The sequence below is a fragment of the Pseudomonas sp. SDO52101_S400 genome, from assembly GCF_054071635.1.
The window spans coordinates 12,137-27,697 of sequence record NZ_JBSVWF010000068.1 but is presented as its reverse complement, the minus strand read 5'-3'; the positions used below and the strand labels follow the sequence as shown (position 1 = coordinate 27,697).

Sequence of the window (15,561 nt, the reverse complement as noted above, 5' to 3'; positions counted from 1 at the left end):
AACACCACAAATCCACTGTGGGAGCGGGCTTGCTCGCGAAGAGGGCCTCCAGAGCAACACAAAATCCGGAATCTGCAATGAAACAGAAAAAAGCCCAATGGCCCTGGCACGTCCTGACCGTGCTGGTGCTGATCGGCCTGGCTGGCGCGTTGTATTACGCCACGTCGCTGATGTCCTACGAATGGCGCTGGAACCGTGTGCCGCAGTATTTCGCCTATCAGGCCGAAGAAACCCAGCGTGCGACCGACATTTCCACCGTCAGCGAACTGGTGCGCAAGGGCGGCAGCGCGCAAGTCACCCTGCGCAACGATGCCGGTGACGAGCAGCACCTGACCGTCGACGAAATCAGCCTGCAATTCGCCCAGGGCGACGATGTGGCCGAAGGCGACGTCGTGGGTGTTACCCGACATTGGGCGGCGGGTCCGCTGCTGTGGGGCCTGTGGACGACGCTTTGGCTGTCGGTGGTGTCCGGCGTGCTGGGGCTGCTGATCGGTCTGGCCACCGGGCTGTGCCGATTGTCGAGCAACCCGACCTTGCGCGACCTCTCGACGATCTATGTCGAACTGGTGCGCGGTACGCCGCTGCTGGTGCAGATCTTCATTTTCTACTTCTTCATCGGCACGGTGATGAACCTGTCCCGGGAGTTCGCCGGGATCGCCGCGCTGTCGCTGTTCACCGGCGCCTATGTGGCGGAAATCATCCGCTCCGGCGTGCAGTCGATTGCCCGTGGTCAGAACGAAGCGGCGCGTTCGCTGGGCCTGAGCGCTGGCCAGTCGATGCGTCATGTGGTGCTGCCGCAAGCCTTCAAACGCGTGCTGCCACCACTGGCCGGGCAGTTCATCAGTCTGGTGAAAGACACCTCGCTGGTGTCAGTGATCGCCATCACCGAGCTGCTGAAAAGCGGTCGTGAAGTCATCACCACGTCGTTCTCGCCGTTCGAAATCCTGTTCTGCGTCGCCGGCCTGTACCTGTTGATCAACCTGCCGCTGTCGAAAATCGCCAGTCGGCTTGAGCGGAGGCTCGCGCAAAGTGATTGAAGTCCGCGATCTGGTAAAAGTCTTCGACACCCGTGGGCAAGTGGTGCGCGCGGTGGATAACGTCAGCACCAACGTGGCCAAGGGCGAAGTGCTGGTGGTGATCGGCCCGTCCGGTTCCGGCAAGTCGACGTTCCTGCGTTGCCTGAATGGTCTTGAGGAATTCGATTCCGGCTCGGTGAGCATCGACGGCCTGCAACTGGCCGACCCGAAAACCGACGTCAACGCCTACCGCCGCGAAGTCGGCATGGTGTTCCAGCATTTCAATCTGTTCCCGCACATGACCGTGCTGGAAAACCTCTGCCTGGCGCAGAAAGTCGTGCGCAAGCGCGGCCAGAAGGAAAGCGAGGCCAAGGCCCTGGCGTTGCTGGAGAAGGTCGGCATTGCGCAGAAGGCCCGGGAATATCCGTCGCGCCTGTCGGGCGGTCAGCAGCAGCGTGTGGCGATTGCCCGGGCGCTGGCGATGGACCCCAAGGTCATGCTGTTCGACGAACCGACCTCGGCCCTCGATCCGGAAATGGTCGGTGAAGTGCTGGATGTGATGAAAAACCTGGCCGTGGAAGGCATGACCATGGTTTGCGTGACCCACGAAATGGGTTTTGCCCGTGAAGTGGCGGATCGCGTGCTGTTCTTCGATCACGGCAAACTGCTGGAAGACGCCTCGCCGGCCGAGTTCTTCGATGCGCCGAAGGATCCACGGGCTCAGGCTTTCCTGCGTCAGGTTCTCTAAGCGCAGGGCAAAAAAAATCGCAGCCATTGGCTGCGATTTTTTTGTTTGCGCGGTTTAAACCTTGAAGCGTCCCACCAACGTTTGCAGGTGAGTGCCCAGGCGCGCCAGCTCGACGCTGGAAGCCGCCGTCTCTTCACTCGCCGCCGACGTCTGATCCGATACATCCCGCACGTTCAGCACGCTACGGTTGATCTCTTCGGCCACGGCGCTTTGCTGCTCGGCCGCCGCTGCGATTTGCTGGTTCATCGCCTGAATCGCCGACACGGTGCGCGTGATGTTTTCCAGCGAACCACCGGCACGGCGGGTCAGCTCCACGCTGCTCTGGGTCAGCGTGCGGCTGTTGTCCATGATCGTCGCCACTTGCTGGGTGCCGTTTTGCAGGCCGACGATCAGCTCTTCGATTTCTTCGGTGGACTTCTGGGTGCGTTGCGCGAGGCTGCGCACTTCATCGGCGACCACCGCAAACCCACGTCCGGCTTCACCGGCGCGGGCCGCTTCGATCGCGGCATTGAGAGCCAGCAGGTTGGTTTGCTGAGCCACGGACTTGATCACGTCGAGGACGCTGCCGATCTTGTCGCTTTCGCGCTTGAGCTCGCCCATGGCCTCGGTGGAGTGGCCGACTTCGGTGGCCAGGCGTTCGATCTGGGCGATGGCTTCGCCAACCACTTTGTCGCCTTCGCGGGCCTGTTGGTCAGCGGCGACGGCCGCTTCCGAAGCTTCCTCGGCGTTGCGCGCGACTTCCTGCACGGTGGCGGCCATTTCGTTCATGGCGGTGGCGACCTGGTCAGTCTCGACTTTCTGATTGTTCACGCCGGCGCTGGTCTGCTCGGTCACGGCCGACAGTTCTTCGGCCGCGCTGGCGATCTGGGTGACGCCGTCACTGATTCCGCCGATCAGGTCGCGCAGGCCCTGGGTCATGCTCTGCATCGAGCGCTGCAACTGACCGAGTTCGTCGCGACGCAGCGACACCAGGTTGTGGGTCAGGTCTCCAGCGGCCACGCGCTCGGCGACTTTCAGGGTCTGCTCCAGCGGGATGATGATCTGCCGGGTGATCGCCCAGGCGGCGAGCAGGCCAAAGGCCACGGCCAGCAGAGTGGCGATCAGCAGCTGGCTCTTGGCGCTGGCGGCATCAGTGTCACGGACGATGGTCTGGGATTCGGTGAGTTGCCGGCTGACATCGAGCAGGATATCGCCCTGGGTCGACATCCGGGCCAGAGCCTTGGCGCTGGCGACCTGGGAGTCGCGGAACTGGCTGACGGCAGCACGATAGGCTTTGAGCGAATCGGTGGCCTGTTGCAGGTTGGCGATGTGTTGCTCAGGCAACTTGGCCGGAAGGGTCTCGAGGTTTTTCAGGGCGTTGTCGATGGCGTCGAGGGCCGGTTGTTCGGCTTCGGTCTTGCCGCTGTAGGTGTAGCCGCGGACCTGGAAGCGGGCCTGCTGGATCAGTTTGCTCAGGTCGATCACCGCGTTGAACTGGGCCACGCTGTCGCCCTGCAACATGGATTTTTCGACTTCGGCGACCTTGGCCACGGCGTTGTCGGCGGTGGCACCCAGCTTGCTGCGGGCATCCTCGCGGTTGGCGCCGGCCTGAACCATGTCGGTGAAGGCGCGCTTGTACTCGGCGACGGCGGCCAATTGCTGCTCGACCTTCGTGGCGTCGGCTGGTTGCTCGATCAGGCTGCGAGCGGTTTGCAGGCCGCTGTCGAGTTTGCCGAGCAGGTCGTTGACCGCGCCCGGGCCTTGTTCGCCACGACGCATCTCGTAATCCAGGCGTGCCAGACGCAGATCCTTGGTCAGCTCGTTGAGGCTGGAGATGAAACCGAGTTTGTCACCGCGGCTGATGATGCCGCTCATGCCGGTCCAGCCGGTGAAAGTGATCAACAAGGTCAGCAGCAGCACCAGGCCGAAACCGATTCCCAGCTTGCGTTTGACGCTGACGTTTCCAAGATTCTCGGCTAACCAACGGTACATGCGACGACTCCCCTCGGACCACTAATTGGACTTATGGAGACTGTATCGGCTGGATGATGGCAATCTGTAACGCTATTTGTCTGGTGCCGAATGGCACCAGAGCGGTTCAGAACAGGCGGGCGAGCAGGGCCGTGACGGCGGTTTCGACGCGCAGGATGCGGTCGCCGAGCTGTACCGGTTGCAGGCCGGACTTGGCCAGCAGGTCGATTTCGTAAGGGATCCAGCCACCCTCGGGGCCGATGGCCAGGGTCACCGGTTCGCTCAGGCCGCGCGGGCAGGGCGGGAAGTTGCCCGGATGGCCGACAAGGCCGAGAGTGCCTTCGGCAATGGCCGGCAGGCGATCTTCGACGAACGGCTTGAAGCGCTTCTCGATGATGATTTCCGGCAACACGGTATCGCGGGCCTGTTCGAGGCCGAGGATCAGATTCTCGCGAATCGATTCCGGCTCGAGAAATGGCGTCTGCCAGAAGCTCTTCTCGACGCGATAGCTGTTGACCAGAATCACCTTCGACACACCCATGGTTGCCACGGTCTGGAACACCCGACGCAACATCTTCGGGCGAGGCAGGGCCAATACCAGAGTCAGCGGCAGCTTGGCCGGCGGTGGCTGATCGAGGGTGACCCGCAGTTCGGCTTCGCCTGCTTCCAGACGCAGCAGTTCGGCCGAACCCATCAACCCGTTGATGCGCCCGACCCGCAGGCTGTCGCCGACTTCCGAGCGGTGGACCTCCTGCATGTGGGTCAGGCGCCGATCACGCAGCACGACACGGTCGACCGCAATGAAATCGGCCTCTTCGAGCAACAGCAGGTTCATGGCTGCGTCGCTGGCGGCTGGTCGTTGTGGTCGTCGACGGTTTCGTCCGGGCGCTCGCGCTTGCTGACCAGACTGCCGAACAGGATGCCGATTTCAAACAGCATCCACATCGGCACGGCCAGCAGGGTCTGGGAGAAGATGTCCGGCGGGGTCAGGATCATGCCGACCACGAAGCAGCCGATGATCACGTACGGGCGGATCTTCTTCAGGTACTTGACGTCGACCACGCCGATCCACACCAGCAGCACCACAGCCACCGGGATTTCGAACGCCACGCCGAAGGCGAAGAACAGCGTCATGACGAAATCGAGGTAACTGGTGATGTCGGTCATCATTTCCACGCCGGCCGGGGTGGCCGAGGCGAAGAACTTGAAGATCAGCGGGAACACGAAGTAATAGGCGAAGGCCATGCCGGTGTAGAACAGCAGGATGCTGGAAATCAGCAACGGCACCGCGACGCGCTTTTCGTGCTTGTACAGGCCCGGCGCGATGAAGCCCCAGATCTGGTGCAGGATCACCGGAATCGCGAGGAACAGCGACACCATCATCGTCAGCTTCAGCGGCGTCAGGAACGGCGACGACACGTCGGTGGCGATCATCGTCGCGCCGGCCGGCAAGTAACTGCGCAGCGGCGTCGAGACGAAGGTGTAGATCTGCTGGGTGAAGGCGAACAGCCCGGCGAAGATGATGAAGATCGCCGCGACGCAACGCAGCAGGCGGGTGCGCAACTCGGTGAGGTGCGAAACCAGCGGCATGTGCTGGTCGTTTTCGGGGAGATCGCTCATGGGGCTCGCGGCGGCAATGTAGGGTCGTGAGGGGCCGGCGTGGTTGGCGCAGCCACAGGTGCAACAGGTTCGATCGGCTTCATGACCGGGGCAGCTTCAGCGGCTGCAGCAGAAACGTGTTCGACGTTCGCTGTCGGCGCATGAATCGTTTGCTCCGCCACAGGAGGCGTTGGCGTCTGCTCTGCGACTGGCTGCGCGGGCGTCGGCTCCTGCTGAACCGGTGGCGTGAAGATCTTCCGCGCCTCCTGCTCCAGCGACAGGATGTGTTCGTTGTGCAGTTGCCGGCGAATTTCGTCGGCACCGATTTCACGCTCAACTTCCTGTTTGATCGCGTTGAAGCTGCGCTTCAGCCGCCCGACCCACAGGCCGGCGGTGCGTGCAGCGCCCGGCAGACGCTCGGGGCCCAGCACCAGCAGGGCAACGAGGCCGACGAGCAGCAGTTCAGAGAAGCTGATACCAAACATTAGTCAGTGCTCACACGTCTTTGCGGATCGGCTCTTCGACTTTTTGCGCCTGCACGTCAATGGTGTGCGGCGGGTTGGCCTGAGCGGTGGCTTGCGGCTGAACCGGTGGCACCGGTTGCGCAGGCGTGACGGTCGGATCGGCCGGCTTTTCGTCGTCGTTCATGGCTTTGCGAAAGCCCTTGATCGATTCGCCGACGTCGGTGCCGAGGTTTTTCAGTTTCTTGGTGCCGAACACCAGCACTACGACAACCAGAATGACGATCCAGTGTTTCCAGTCAAAAATGCCCATGTTGCTGTTCCTCTCTAAAAGTTGTTCAGGCGGACGGACGCGAGGCTTTCTCGACGTGTCCGGACAGGCCGAAACGGCGATCCAGTTCATCCAGCACTGCCTGCGGATGCTGCCCCAGTTGGGCGAGCATGACCATGCTGTGGAACCACAGGTCGGCAGTCTCGTAGATCACGTCGCTGCAGTCACCGCTGACGGCGGCGTCCTTGGCGGCAATGATCGTTTCGACCGACTCTTCGCCGACCTTTTCCAGAATCTTGTTCAAGCCCTTGTGATACAGACTAGCCACATACGAGCTGTCGGCCGCTGCGCCTTTGCGCTCTTCGAGCACTTGGGCTAGACGAGTCAGGGTGTCACTCATGTTTGTGTCCTGCGGAATAAATAGCGTGCGGGTCTTTCAGGACCGGGTCGACCGTTTTCCAGTCGCCGTTTTCGAAGACGCGGTAGAAGCAGCTTTGACGGCCGGTATGGCAAGCGATGTCGCCGATCTGTTCGACCATCAGGATGATCACGTCGGCGTCGCAGTCCAGACGCATTTCATGCAGGGTCTGTACGTGGCCGGACTCTTCGCCCTTGCGCCACAGCTTGCCACGGGAACGTGACCAATAGATGGCACGGTTTTCCGCCGCGGTCAGCTCCAGGGCTTCGCGGTTCATCCAGGCCATCATCAATACGCGTCCGGTCTTGTGATCCTGGGCAATCGCCGGCACCAGGCCATCGGCGTCCCACTTGATCTCGTCCAGCCAGTTTTTCATCTTCGACTCCGACAGCGAACCCACACTTCAATAGTCGGGTTCAGGCGTTGAAACAGTGTGCCAGCCGATCGCGGAACTGGCTATCGGCGAACGACCAGATACAAGCCGACTGCCACCATGATGCCGGCGGGCCAATGCCCCAGTTCGTTCAGCGGGCCACCGGCAGCGAGGATCGTGCCGCCCGCCAGATGCGCGCTGCCGAGCAGGCGCAGGAACCAGTCATCCTTGCGTTTTTTCCACGGTGGCGGCGGGTCGTTGGCGTGGGGCTGGGACATGCGTTCGAGCAGGTCGCGGGCCATGTTGGCCAGGTGCGGCAGCTGTTCGAACTGGCTCTGGACGTTGCCGATCAAGGCTTTCGGGCTGACGCGCTCGCGCATCCAGCGTTCGAGGAACGGTTGCGCTGTGTTCCACAGATCCAGGTCCGGGTACAACTGACGGCCCAGGCCTTCGATGTTCAGCAAGGTCTTTTGCAGCAACACGAGTTGCGGCTGCACTTCCATGTTGAAGCGGCGCGCGGTCTGGAACAGGCGCATCAGCACCTGGCCAAATGAAATATCTTTTAACGGTTTTTCGAAGATCGGTTCGCACACGGTACGGATCGCCGCTTCGAATTCGTTGAGCTTGGTTTCCGCCGGCACCCAGCCCGAATCGATGTGCAATTGCGCCACGCGGCGGTAGTCGCGTTTGAAGAAGGCGAACAGGTTGCGCGCCAGATAATCCTGGTCTTCCGGGGTCAGGCTGCCGACGATGCCGCAGTCGATCGCGATGTACTGCGGGCTCCACGGGTTGACGGTGCTGACGAAGATGTTGCCCGGGTGCATGTCGGCGTGGAAGAAACTGTCGCGGAACACCTGGGTGAAGAAGATCTCTACGCCGCGCTCGGCAAGCATTTTCATGTCGGTGCGCTGGTCGGCGAGGGTCGCCAGATCCGTCACCTGAATCCCGTAGATGCGCTCCATCACCAGCACTTTCGGCCGGCACCAGTCCCAATAGACTTGCGGCACGTACAACAGCGGCGAGCCTTCGAAGTTGCGTTTCAACTGGCTGGCGTTGGCCGCCTCGCGCAACAGGTCGAGTTCGTCGTAGATGGTTTTTTCGTAGTCGCTGACCACTTCCACCGGGTGCAGCAGGCGGGCGTCGGCGGAGACCTTTTCGGCCGCGCGGGCGAGGATGAACAGCCACGCCAGATCCTGCGCGATGATCGGTTTCAGACCCGGGCGGATGACCTTGACCACCACTTCTTCGCCGGTTTTCAGTTGCGCGGCATGCACTTGCGCGACCGAGGCCGAGGCCAGCGGTTCGACGTCAAAGCGGCTGAACACTTCGCTGATTTTCTTGCCCAGCTGTTCTTCGATCAATTTGACCGACAGTTGCGAATCGAACGGCGGCACGCGGTCCTGCAACAGCATCAGCTCATCGGCGATGTCTTCCGGCAGCAGATCGCGGCGGGTCGAGAGGATCTGCCCGAACTTGATGAAGATCGGCCCCAGGTCCTGCAACGCCAGGCGCAGGCGTGCACCACGGCTCAGGTCCAGCGGCTTGCGCGGGAACCAGCGCCACGGCAAGGCGTAGCGCAGCGCCAGCAGAAACCAGGGCAGCGGCAGATCGAACAGCAGGTCATCGAGGCGGTAGCGGATCACGACGCGCTGGATGCGCAACAGACGGCGGACGGCGAGCAGCTTCATGCGTTATCGCTTGGGTCGAGGGATCGGGAAAGGCGCTCGAAGCGCGCCTCGAGACGTTCCAGATCGAGTTTGATCCGGTCCAGTTCGCTGAAGCGGGCTTCGGCTTCGCGCTGCCCGACGAGGGTGCGCGATTCTTCGGCCAGGTATTCGGCGAGGTTCTGGTTGAGGCTGGCAAATCCTTGTTGATACCAGCGGGCGCGGCTGCGCAGGTGACCGCCTACCAGTTGCGTGGCAACCGGGCCGAGCCAGCGCGAGAGTTCGTACTCCCAGTCCAGCTCGAGGTCCTGCAGCACGCCCGCCAGTTCCAGCAGCACGCCGCTGTCGCCGTCGAGTTCGACTTCCGGCGCGTGCAGCACCGCAGTCTTGTCCTTGCTCAGGGCCAGTTTCACCAGGCTTGAGGCCGGGGCGCGCAGAGTGCAGTCGACGCCGGTTTCCCAGTGGGACGCCAGCATCAGGCCTTCGTCACTCGGCAGGATGAACAGTTGCAAAGCCGGGCTGCGGCAATCCACGGCAATCACCTTGCCGGTCAGATGCGCCAGTCGCGGCAGCGCCGTGCTGTCGAGACGCAGCACGCGGTTCAGGCCGAGTTCGACGCTGGCGAGCAGCCCGGTCAGCAGCATCAGGGCTTGATGCCGCGGTGCAGGGCAACGATGCCTGCGGTCATGTTGTGATAGGTCACGCGGTCGAAACCGGCGTCGACCATCATCGACTTCAGGGTTTCCTGATTCGGGTGCATGCGGATCGATTCGGCCAGGTAGCGATAGCTTTCCGAGTCGTTGGTGATCAGCTTGCCCATCAACGGCATGAAGGCGAACGAGTAGGCGTCATAGGCCTTGGACATCAGCGCGTTGGTCGGCTTGGAGAATTCCAGCACCAGCAGGCGACCGCCAGGCTTGAGTACGCGCAGCATCGAACGCAGGGCGTCCTCTTTGTGCGTCACGTTGCGCAGGCCGAAGGCGATGGTCACGCAGTCGAAATGGTTGTCCGGGAACGGCAGTTTTTCCGCGTCCGCCTGGACGAACTCGACGTTGCCCGATACACCGACGTCCAGCAGGCGGTCGCGGCCGACCTTGAGCATGGATTCGTTGATGTCGGCCAGAACCACCTGACCGGTCGGGCCGACCAGGTGCGAGAATTTCTTGGTCAGATCGCCGGTGCCGCCGGCGATGTCCAGCACGCGGTTGCCTGCGCGCACGCCCGACAGTTCGATCGCGAAGCGCTTCCACAGACGGTGCATGCCGCCCGACAGAAGGTCGTTCATCAGGTCGTACTTGGCGGCCACGGAGTGGAACACCTCAGCGACTTTTTCCGCTTTCTGGCTTTCCGGAACGTTTTTGAAGCCGAAGTGAGTGGTGGGTTCGGCATCGCTGCCTTTGCGCTGATCAGTCATATCGCTGTCACCAAAAGAGAATGCGCGACATTCTAATCCCCAAGCCATGCTTTGTCTTGGAATGGCTAAAGGTAAGATGGGCAACCTTCGGGACGATTTGCCGCAGTGGCGGTCAAGATTCGTTGCAGGCATTCATAGCCCCATTCAAAAAGCAGGAGTCATTCAATGGCCCATATCAGTGTTGAGCGTGCCCATAGCCTGGGCAAGGAAGCTGCCCGCGAGAAAGCCGACAAACTGGCGCAGAAACTTTCCGATCAGTATGGCCTCGAGCCGCAGTGGTCGGGCGACGTCCTGAACCTCAAGCGCTCGGGCGTGAAGGGCGCGGTGCATGTGGCCGAGGATTCGATCCGGGTCGATGTCGAACTGGGCCTGATGATGTCGGCCATGAGCGGCATGATCAAAGCCGAGATTGAAAAGGCGCTGGATAAAGCGCTGGTCTGATCAGGACAAACGGGGAGCTTCGGGCTCCCCGTTTTTTCTCGTGCACCTGCCTTTTATGTCAGTTGTTAGGGTGCCGTTTCTAATTTTTCTCCCTACTTTGTGCCTGAGCCCGACACTCGTCAGGGCAGTTCCTCAAACCTTCTGCGCGTGAGGTGCACCATGGCCAAAGTTATTTTGAAGAAAAAAATCGACGCCTCGACTTCTGCTCTGAGCGACGTCAAATCCTATGCCCGCAAGATCTGGCTGGCAGGCCTGGGTGCCTACACCAAGGTCGGTCAGGAGGGCAGCGAGTACTTTCAGGAGTTGATCAAGGCTGGTCAAACTGTTGAAAAGAAAGGCAAAAAAGTCGTCACCGAAAAACTCGAAGCGGCCAACGCCGAGATCGATGAAGCCAAGAGCGAAGTCAGCTCTTTCAAAGGCCGCGTCGAAGTTCAGCTCGACAAGGTCGAGAAGGCGTTCGACACGCGTGTCGCCAGTGCCTTGAATCGTATCGGCATTCCGTCTAAACATGACGTTGAGGCACTCTCTGCTAAGCTCGATGAGCTGACGGCATTGCTCGAACGCGTCGCGCGTAAATCTTAAGGAGAACGGGATGGCTGGTAAAAAGAACACCGATAAAGAAGGCAGCTCGTGGATCGGGAAAGTCGAAGACTACTCCCGCAAGATCTGGCTGGCTGGTTTAGGCGTGTACTCGAAGATCGACACTGACGGCAGCAAGCTCTTCGATACATTGGTCAAAGACGGCGAGAAAGCCGAGAAGCTCACCAAGGCTGCGGTCGGCAAAAAAGTCGATGCCGCCAAGGACTCTGCAAGCTCGGCGAAATCGCGCATCAGCGGCGTGAAAGATCGCGCGCTGGGGACGTGGGATCAGCTGGAAGGGGCTTTCGACAAGCGCCTGAACAGTGCGATTTCGCGCCTGGGCGTACCGAGCCGCAACGAGGTGAAGGATCTGCACAAGAAGGTCGATACCCTGACCAAGCAGATCGAAAAGCTCACCGGCCTGAAAGCTCAACCTGTCGCGGCTAAAACCGCAGCAGCGAAACCGGCGGCAAAACCTGCTGCCAAACCATTGGCCAAGGCTGCTGCTAAACCTGCCGCCAAGCCAGCGGCCAAAACCGCAGCGGCCAAGCCAGCAGTAAAAGCTGCAGCCAAACCGGTTGCCGCCAAGGCCGCCGCCAAACCTGCTGCGAAACCAGCGGCCAAGCCAGCAGCGAAAACCGCTGCCGCCAAACCCGCTGCCAAGCCTGCCGCCAAACCGGCTGCGGCGAAAAAACCTGCAGTGAAAAAACCGGCCGCGCCGAAAGCCGCAGCGCCGAAAGCTGCTGCACCAAAACCGGTGACCACACCGCAAGCACTGGCAAGCACGTCGAACTCCGCCTCGGCTCCAACCCCGGCGCCAGCTCCGACTGTTGCATCGACCCCGTCGACGCCGACCAGTCAGTCCTGATTTTCAGGGCTCAAGAAAACGCCCGGCCTGTGAAGGTCGGGCGTTTTTGTATTTGAAATCCGAGAGCCGAAAAGCCCCTCACCCCAGCCCTCCCGAAACGTCGGACCGCCCGGAGGGAGAGGGGGCCGATTGGGGGAAGTTGCAGTCTTATATCGACCTGAAAGTGCAGCATTGAATCCATAATCGATAAGGTCTTTCAGGTCGATGTATAGCGAGAGACAACGGGGTCAGTCCCCTCTCCCTCCGGGAGAGGGCTAGGGTGAGGGGCTTTTCGGGTCACTCGTGATCTTCGAGGTACTTCAGGGCCATCCTCTCCGTCGCCACCTTCACCGGCGGCAACAAGTGCGGCGCTACCAGCATCATGATCTGGTAAACCACCAGCCGCACTTCCCCTTCACGATCAAGAATCCGCTGATAGTCCAGCGAGAACAGCAAGGTCATGGTGATCTGTTCCACCAGTTGCCCCAGCGCCTGGGTATCGCTGACCAACTGCCCCGACGCCTTCAATCGCGCCAGCAGTGACGCCAGCGTGCGCTTCAGGACGTTGAGAAAGTTGCGGATGCCCTTGGCCAGTTTCGGCAGGCGTCCGGCCAGGTTCGACAGGTCCTGGAACAGGAACCGGTACTGTGCCAGCCGCTCGACGATCAAATGCAGGAACAGCCAATAATCCTCAGGTGCCAGTTCGACATCGGCGGGCGGGTCGAGCAGCGGTGCCAGTTCGTTCTGAAAGCGCTCGAACAGCCCGAGGATCAGCGGCTCCTTGCCGTGAAAGTGGTAGTAGAGGTTGCCGGGGCTGATCCCCATCTCATTGGCAACCTCCATGGTGGAGACGTTCGGCTCGCCCTTTTCGTTGAACAACTGCAGGGCACATTCGAGGATCCGTTCGCTTGTTTTCATCCAGTCTTCTTAAAGGGCGGTTGGGGCCGGTCAGCGCACGCGCACGTAAGTGCCGGGCGCCGCCTCCATCGGTGGATAGTTCGCGTTGCCAAGGGCCATCTGGGTTTCGCGCAGGGTGCCGGAGCGCTGCTGAACCCATTCCAGCCACTGCGGCCACCAGCTGCCGTCGACTTTTTTCGCGTCGTAGTACCAGGCGCGCGGGTCGCTGCTCATCTTGCCGTTTTCGACGTAGTTGGCCTTGGGGTTGCTCGGTGGGTTGAGAATGCTCTGGACATGACCGCTGTTGGACAGCACGAAACGCCGCTCGCCACCGAGCAGCAGGGTCGAGCGATACACCGCGTCCCATGGCGTGATGTGGTCGTTCATGCCGGCCACGCTGAAACTGTCGACCGTGACTTTCTGCAAGTCGATCGGTGTGCCGCAGACTTCCAGGCCGCCCGAATGAATCAGCGGGTTGTGCTTGAAGAAGTCCAGCAGATCGCCATGAAACGCGGCGGGCAGACGGGTGCTGTCGTTGTTCCAGTAGAGGATGTCGAACGCCGGTGGCTCCTTGCCCAGCAGGTAGTTGTTGACGAAGTAGCTCCAGATCAGATCGTTGGGGCGCATCCAGGCGAACACCCTGGCCATGTCGCGACCGTCCAGCACGCCTTTCTGATAGGAACGGCGCTTGGCCGCTTCGAGGGTCTGTTCATCGGCGAACAAAGTGGCCGGAGAGTCGATCTGGCTGTCGAGCAGGCTCACCAGATAGGTCGCGCTGGAGACCCGCCGCAACTGCCGCTTGGCCTGCAAGTGCCCTTGCAACGCGGCGATCGTCAGCCCGCCGGCGCAGGCCCCCATCAGGTTGACCTCGCGGGCACCGGTGATCGCCCGGCAGATGTTCATCGCTTCTTCCACGGCTTCGACGTAGGTCGACAGGCCCCACTCGCGATGGCGCACGTCCGGGTTGCGCCAACTGATCATGAAGGTCTGCAAGCCGTTCTTCAGGGCGTACTGGACGAAGCTGTTGTTCGGGCTCAGGTCGAAAATGTAGTACTTGTTGATTTGTGGCGGCACCACCAGCAGCGGTTTTGAATACTGCTTTTCGCTCATCGGCTTGTACTGGATCAGCTCGAGCATTTCGCTGCGAAACACTACCGAGCCGGTGGTGGTAGCGACGGTCTTGCCGACCTCGAAAGCCTGTTTGGTCACCTGGCGCGGCAGGCCGTCGTTGTGCAGCAGATCATCGAACAGATGGCTCAGCCCGCGCACCAGGCTGTGGCCGCCAGAGTTGAACAGCTCTTTGATTGCCAGCGGATTGAGCAGCGTGTTGGACGGTGCCACGGCGTCGTTGATCAAGGAAAACGCGAAGTGCGCACGAGCGCGGTCGTCGTCGCTCATGCTGCTGTCGTCGATCCAGCTCTTGACCTGTTTCTGCCAGCTCAGATAGGCCTGCAGGCTTCGGCGATAGAACGGGTTCAGACTCCAGGCCGGGTCGGCGAAGCGGCTGTCATTGGGGTTGGTCGGGTGCAGGGTTTCACCGAGCAGCACGCGTCCGAGCGCGCCACCGAGTTTCAACGCATGCCTCGCGCTGTGAATGGGGTTGCGCAGACCATGGGCGGCTACGCTGCGCAACGTCGAAATCAGGTCGCGGCCTCGCAGGCCGGTCATTGCACTTTGTGCATTGATGAAAACGGCGGGACTGGGCACTACGCCCGTCGCGGGTTTGTCGCGCATGACTCAACACTCCTTCGTCTTCAGGTCAAAAACAAACACACCGAACCAGAACACCATAGACGCTGTTGCGGCTTGTTGCCTGCGCGGCGTCCTGCCACGCCTGTTCAAAGAACACTGCAAGGAGCTGTCCAGAAAACCGGATCGGGCCGGTTATCCGCCCAGCGGTGTCGGGTGGGGGTGCATCACTGCACGAAGACGTTCCTCCTGGAGGAATTTCATGATGATCGGTGCCACTGCTTCGGCCCGGGTGATCAGGAACAGGTGCCCGTCGTCGATGATGTGCAGCTGCGCGTTGGGGATTCGCCAGGCGAGCATGCGCATGTTGATCAGCGGGATCAGCGGATCGTCGTCGCCGGCCAGCACCAGGGTTGGCTGATGGATCTTGTGCAGCCAGTGAATGCTGGTCCAGCCAAGACCCGCGAACAGTTGCCAGTAGTAGCCGAGCTTGCCTGCCGAACGCACCTTGGCTGCATGGCTGGCGGCGAGTGTCGGGTCGCGACGGAACGAGCCGCCGTAGATCATCGGGGCGATGCGGATCACATGGGACGGCTGGATGTAGCGACGCGGACTGGCCATCATCCACAACACCTTCGGCTTGCCCGGCACCATCACCGCACCGGCAGCGGTCGCCGCCAGTACCAGCTTCTTGCAGCGCTCGGGATAGTCATAGGCAAACTGCTGCGCCAGTGCGCCACCCCAAGACACGCCGATCACATTGACCTGTCCGTAGTTGAGATAATCGAGCATCCGTGCCGTGAGTTTCGCCAGCCCGGGGAAGCGATACGGCCGGCTCGGCGTCGAAGAACCACCGACACCGGGCACGTCGAAGGCGATCACTTCCAGGTCCGGATCCAGCGCCGCGACAAAAGGAAACACCAGCTCCAGGTTGGCGCCGATGCCGTTGAAAATCAGCAAGGGCGTCAAGTGAGGCTTGCCGGGGCGGACCGCCGTGCGGATGGTCTGGCCATCCAGCTCGACAGTACGAAAGATGAACGGGTGCGGCATGCTTCAGGCCCTGTGGGTCAATCTCAATATCACCTCGTACCCCTTGTGGGAGCGGGCTTGCTCGCGAAGGCGTCGTGTCATTCGCCATTAATGTTGGCTGATCAACCACTTTCGCGAGCAAGCCCGCTCCCACAGGGGGAGTAG

18 protein-coding genes and 1 pseudogene are annotated in these 15,561 nt (G+C 61.2%); 5 read left to right on the top strand and 14 right to left on the bottom strand.

Going from position 1 to position 15,561, the window contains the following annotated elements; all coding sequences use genetic code 11:
* Window positions 1–77: 77 nt before the first annotated feature.
* Window positions 78–1,037 carry an amino acid ABC transporter permease gene (locus tag ACW9HX_RS25500; RefSeq protein ID WP_457382709.1) on the top strand — a complete coding sequence of 320 codons (960 nt, stop codon included), beginning with the start codon at window positions 78–80 and terminating at the stop codon, window positions 1,035–1,037.
* A complete protein-coding gene (locus tag ACW9HX_RS25495; protein ID WP_457382708.1) occupies window positions 1,030–1,764 on the top strand; it encodes an amino acid ABC transporter ATP-binding protein in 735 nt (244 codons plus the stop codon). Before ACW9HX_RS25500 ends, ACW9HX_RS25495 begins: the two co-directional genes overlap by 8 nt.
* A 54-nt stretch (window positions 1,765–1,818) precedes the next feature.
* On the opposite strand, the gene ACW9HX_RS25490 is transcribed toward ACW9HX_RS25495, so the two are convergent.
* The 11 genes and pseudogenes from ACW9HX_RS25490 to ubiE form a co-directional block, all read right to left on the bottom strand.
* Complete coding sequence (locus ACW9HX_RS25490) at window positions 1,819–2,532, bottom strand: methyl-accepting chemotaxis protein (RefSeq protein ID WP_371858310.1); 714 nt, start codon at window positions 2,530–2,532, stop codon at window positions 1,819–1,821.
* A 141-nt stretch (window positions 2,533–2,673) separates the two neighbouring features.
* Window positions 2,674–3,618: pseudogene (locus tag ACW9HX_RS25485) on the bottom strand (methyl-accepting chemotaxis protein); the annotation flags it as partial.
* Window positions 3,619–3,841: 223 nt separating this feature from the next.
* Window positions 3,842–4,549: a 16S rRNA (uracil(1498)-N(3))-methyltransferase gene (locus ACW9HX_RS25480; protein WP_457382707.1), complete on the bottom strand. Its 708-nt coding sequence runs from the start codon at window positions 4,547–4,549 to the stop codon at window positions 3,842–3,844.
* Complete coding sequence (gene tatC / locus ACW9HX_RS25475; protein WP_457382706.1) at window positions 4,546–5,334, bottom strand: twin-arginine translocase subunit TatC; 789 nt, start codon at window positions 5,332–5,334, stop codon at window positions 4,546–4,548. The genes ACW9HX_RS25480 and tatC overlap by 4 nt, the downstream gene beginning before the upstream one ends.
* Entirely contained in the window at window positions 5,331–5,798 is a 468-nt protein-coding gene (tatB, locus tag ACW9HX_RS25470) for a Sec-independent protein translocase protein TatB (RefSeq protein ID WP_457382705.1), read from the bottom strand. Before tatB ends, tatC begins: the two co-directional genes overlap by 4 nt.
* A 10-nt stretch (window positions 5,799–5,808) precedes the next feature.
* Entirely contained in the window at window positions 5,809–6,087 is a 279-nt protein-coding gene (locus ACW9HX_RS25465; RefSeq protein ID WP_007952423.1) for a twin-arginine translocase TatA/TatE family subunit, read from the bottom strand.
* Window positions 6,088–6,112: 25 nt separating this feature from the next.
* Complete coding sequence (locus tag ACW9HX_RS25460) at window positions 6,113–6,445, bottom strand: phosphoribosyl-ATP diphosphatase (protein ID WP_007952422.1); 333 nt, start codon at window positions 6,443–6,445, stop codon at window positions 6,113–6,115.
* Entirely contained in the window at window positions 6,438–6,839 is a 402-nt protein-coding gene (gene hisI / locus ACW9HX_RS25455; RefSeq protein ID WP_007909357.1) for a phosphoribosyl-AMP cyclohydrolase, read from the bottom strand. The genes ACW9HX_RS25460 and hisI overlap by 8 nt, the downstream gene beginning before the upstream one ends.
* A gap of 80 nt (window positions 6,840–6,919) precedes the next feature.
* Window positions 6,920–8,524, bottom strand: coding sequence for a ubiquinone biosynthesis regulatory protein kinase UbiB (gene ubiB, locus ACW9HX_RS25450; RefSeq protein WP_457382704.1), 1,605 nt, complete (start codon window positions 8,522–8,524; stop codon window positions 6,920–6,922).
* Window positions 8,521–9,144, bottom strand: a complete 624-nt coding sequence (locus tag ACW9HX_RS25445) for a ubiquinone biosynthesis accessory factor UbiJ (RefSeq protein ID WP_007952419.1) — start codon at window positions 9,142–9,144, stop codon at window positions 8,521–8,523. Before ACW9HX_RS25445 ends, ubiB begins: the two co-directional genes overlap by 4 nt.
* The gene (gene ubiE / locus ACW9HX_RS25440; RefSeq protein ID WP_007952418.1) at window positions 9,144–9,914 is read right to left on the bottom strand and encodes a bifunctional demethylmenaquinone methyltransferase/2-methoxy-6-polyprenyl-1,4-benzoquinol methylase UbiE; all 771 of its coding nucleotides are present in this window, start codon (window positions 9,912–9,914) and stop codon (window positions 9,144–9,146) included. The genes ACW9HX_RS25445 and ubiE overlap by 1 nt, the downstream gene beginning before the upstream one ends.
* A gap of 165 nt (window positions 9,915–10,079) precedes the next feature.
* Between ubiE and ACW9HX_RS25435 the strand changes: the two genes are divergently transcribed.
* The 3 genes from ACW9HX_RS25435 to ACW9HX_RS25425 all read left to right on the top strand — a co-directional run bounded on the left by ACW9HX_RS25435 (window position 10,080) and on the right by ACW9HX_RS25425 (window position 11,802).
* Window positions 10,080–10,355 carry a polyhydroxyalkanoic acid system family protein gene (locus ACW9HX_RS25435; RefSeq protein WP_007952417.1) on the top strand — a complete coding sequence of 92 codons (276 nt, stop codon included), beginning with the start codon at window positions 10,080–10,082 and terminating at the stop codon, window positions 10,353–10,355.
* Between the two features lie 159 nt (window positions 10,356–10,514).
* A complete protein-coding gene (locus ACW9HX_RS25430; RefSeq protein WP_096819932.1) occupies window positions 10,515–10,937 on the top strand; it encodes a phasin family protein in 423 nt (140 codons plus the stop codon).
* Window positions 10,938–10,947: 10 nt separating this feature from the next.
* On the top strand, window positions 10,948–11,802 hold the full coding sequence (locus ACW9HX_RS25425) for a phasin family protein (protein WP_457382703.1): 855 nt from the start codon (window positions 10,948–10,950) through the stop codon (window positions 11,800–11,802).
* 276 nt (window positions 11,803–12,078) lie between these two features.
* Here the strand turns inward: ACW9HX_RS25425 and ACW9HX_RS25420 are convergent, their stop codons facing one another.
* The 3 genes from ACW9HX_RS25420 to phaZ form a co-directional block, all read right to left on the bottom strand.
* The gene (locus ACW9HX_RS25420; protein WP_457382702.1) at window positions 12,079–12,699 is read right to left on the bottom strand and encodes a TetR/AcrR family transcriptional regulator; all 621 of its coding nucleotides are present in this window, start codon (window positions 12,697–12,699) and stop codon (window positions 12,079–12,081) included.
* Between the two features lie 30 nt (window positions 12,700–12,729).
* Window positions 12,730–14,412: a class II poly(R)-hydroxyalkanoic acid synthase gene (gene phaC, locus ACW9HX_RS25415; protein ID WP_457382701.1), complete on the bottom strand. Its 1,683-nt coding sequence runs from the start codon at window positions 14,410–14,412 to the stop codon at window positions 12,730–12,732.
* Between the two features lie 150 nt (window positions 14,413–14,562).
* Window positions 14,563–15,417, bottom strand: a complete 855-nt coding sequence (gene phaZ / locus ACW9HX_RS25410; RefSeq protein WP_457382700.1) for a poly(3-hydroxyalkanoate) depolymerase — start codon at window positions 15,415–15,417, stop codon at window positions 14,563–14,565.
* Between the last annotated feature and the right edge of the window lie 144 nt (window positions 15,418–15,561).

Bases quoted from the DNA above. Each gene is read 5' to 3' on its own strand.
- ACW9HX_RS25500 (WP_457382709.1), top strand. From the start codon at position 78: ATGAAACAGAAAAAAGCCCAATGGCCCTGGCACGTCCTGACCGTGCTG.
- ACW9HX_RS25490 (WP_371858310.1), bottom strand. From the start codon at position 2,532: ATGAACGAAATGGCCGCCACCGTGCAGGAAGTCGCGCGCAACGCCGAG.
- ACW9HX_RS25480 (WP_457382707.1), bottom strand. From the start codon at position 4,549: ATGAACCTGCTGTTGCTCGAAGAGGCCGATTTCATTGCGGTCGACCGT.
- tatC (WP_457382706.1), bottom strand. From the start codon at position 5,334: ATGAGCGATCTCCCCGAAAACGACCAGCACATGCCGCTGGTTTCGCAC.
- tatB (WP_457382705.1), bottom strand. From the start codon at position 5,798: ATGTTTGGTATCAGCTTCTCTGAACTGCTGCTCGTCGGCCTCGTTGCC.
- ACW9HX_RS25465 (WP_007952423.1), bottom strand. From the start codon at position 6,087: ATGGGCATTTTTGACTGGAAACACTGGATCGTCATTCTGGTTGTCGTA.
- ACW9HX_RS25460 (WP_007952422.1), bottom strand. From the start codon at position 6,445: ATGAGTGACACCCTGACTCGTCTAGCCCAAGTGCTCGAAGAGCGCAAA.
- hisI (WP_007909357.1), bottom strand. From the start codon at position 6,839: ATGAAAAACTGGCTGGACGAGATCAAGTGGGACGCCGATGGCCTGGTG.
- ubiB (WP_457382704.1), bottom strand. From the start codon at position 8,524: ATGAAGCTGCTCGCCGTCCGCCGTCTGTTGCGCATCCAGCGCGTCGTG.
- ACW9HX_RS25445 (WP_007952419.1), bottom strand. From the start codon at position 9,144: ATGCTGCTGACCGGGCTGCTCGCCAGCGTCGAACTCGGCCTGAACCGC.
- ubiE (WP_007952418.1), bottom strand. From the start codon at position 9,914: ATGACTGATCAGCGCAAAGGCAGCGATGCCGAACCCACCACTCACTTC.
- ACW9HX_RS25435 (WP_007952417.1), top strand. From the start codon at position 10,080: ATGGCCCATATCAGTGTTGAGCGTGCCCATAGCCTGGGCAAGGAAGCT.
- ACW9HX_RS25430 (WP_096819932.1), top strand. From the start codon at position 10,515: ATGGCCAAAGTTATTTTGAAGAAAAAAATCGACGCCTCGACTTCTGCT.
- ACW9HX_RS25425 (WP_457382703.1), top strand. From the start codon at position 10,948: ATGGCTGGTAAAAAGAACACCGATAAAGAAGGCAGCTCGTGGATCGGG.
- ACW9HX_RS25420 (WP_457382702.1), bottom strand. From the start codon at position 12,699: ATGAAAACAAGCGAACGGATCCTCGAATGTGCCCTGCAGTTGTTCAAC.
- phaC (WP_457382701.1), bottom strand. From the start codon at position 14,412: ATGCGCGACAAACCCGCGACGGGCGTAGTGCCCAGTCCCGCCGTTTTC.
- phaZ (WP_457382700.1), bottom strand. From the start codon at position 15,417: ATGCCGCACCCGTTCATCTTTCGTACTGTCGAGCTGGATGGCCAGACC.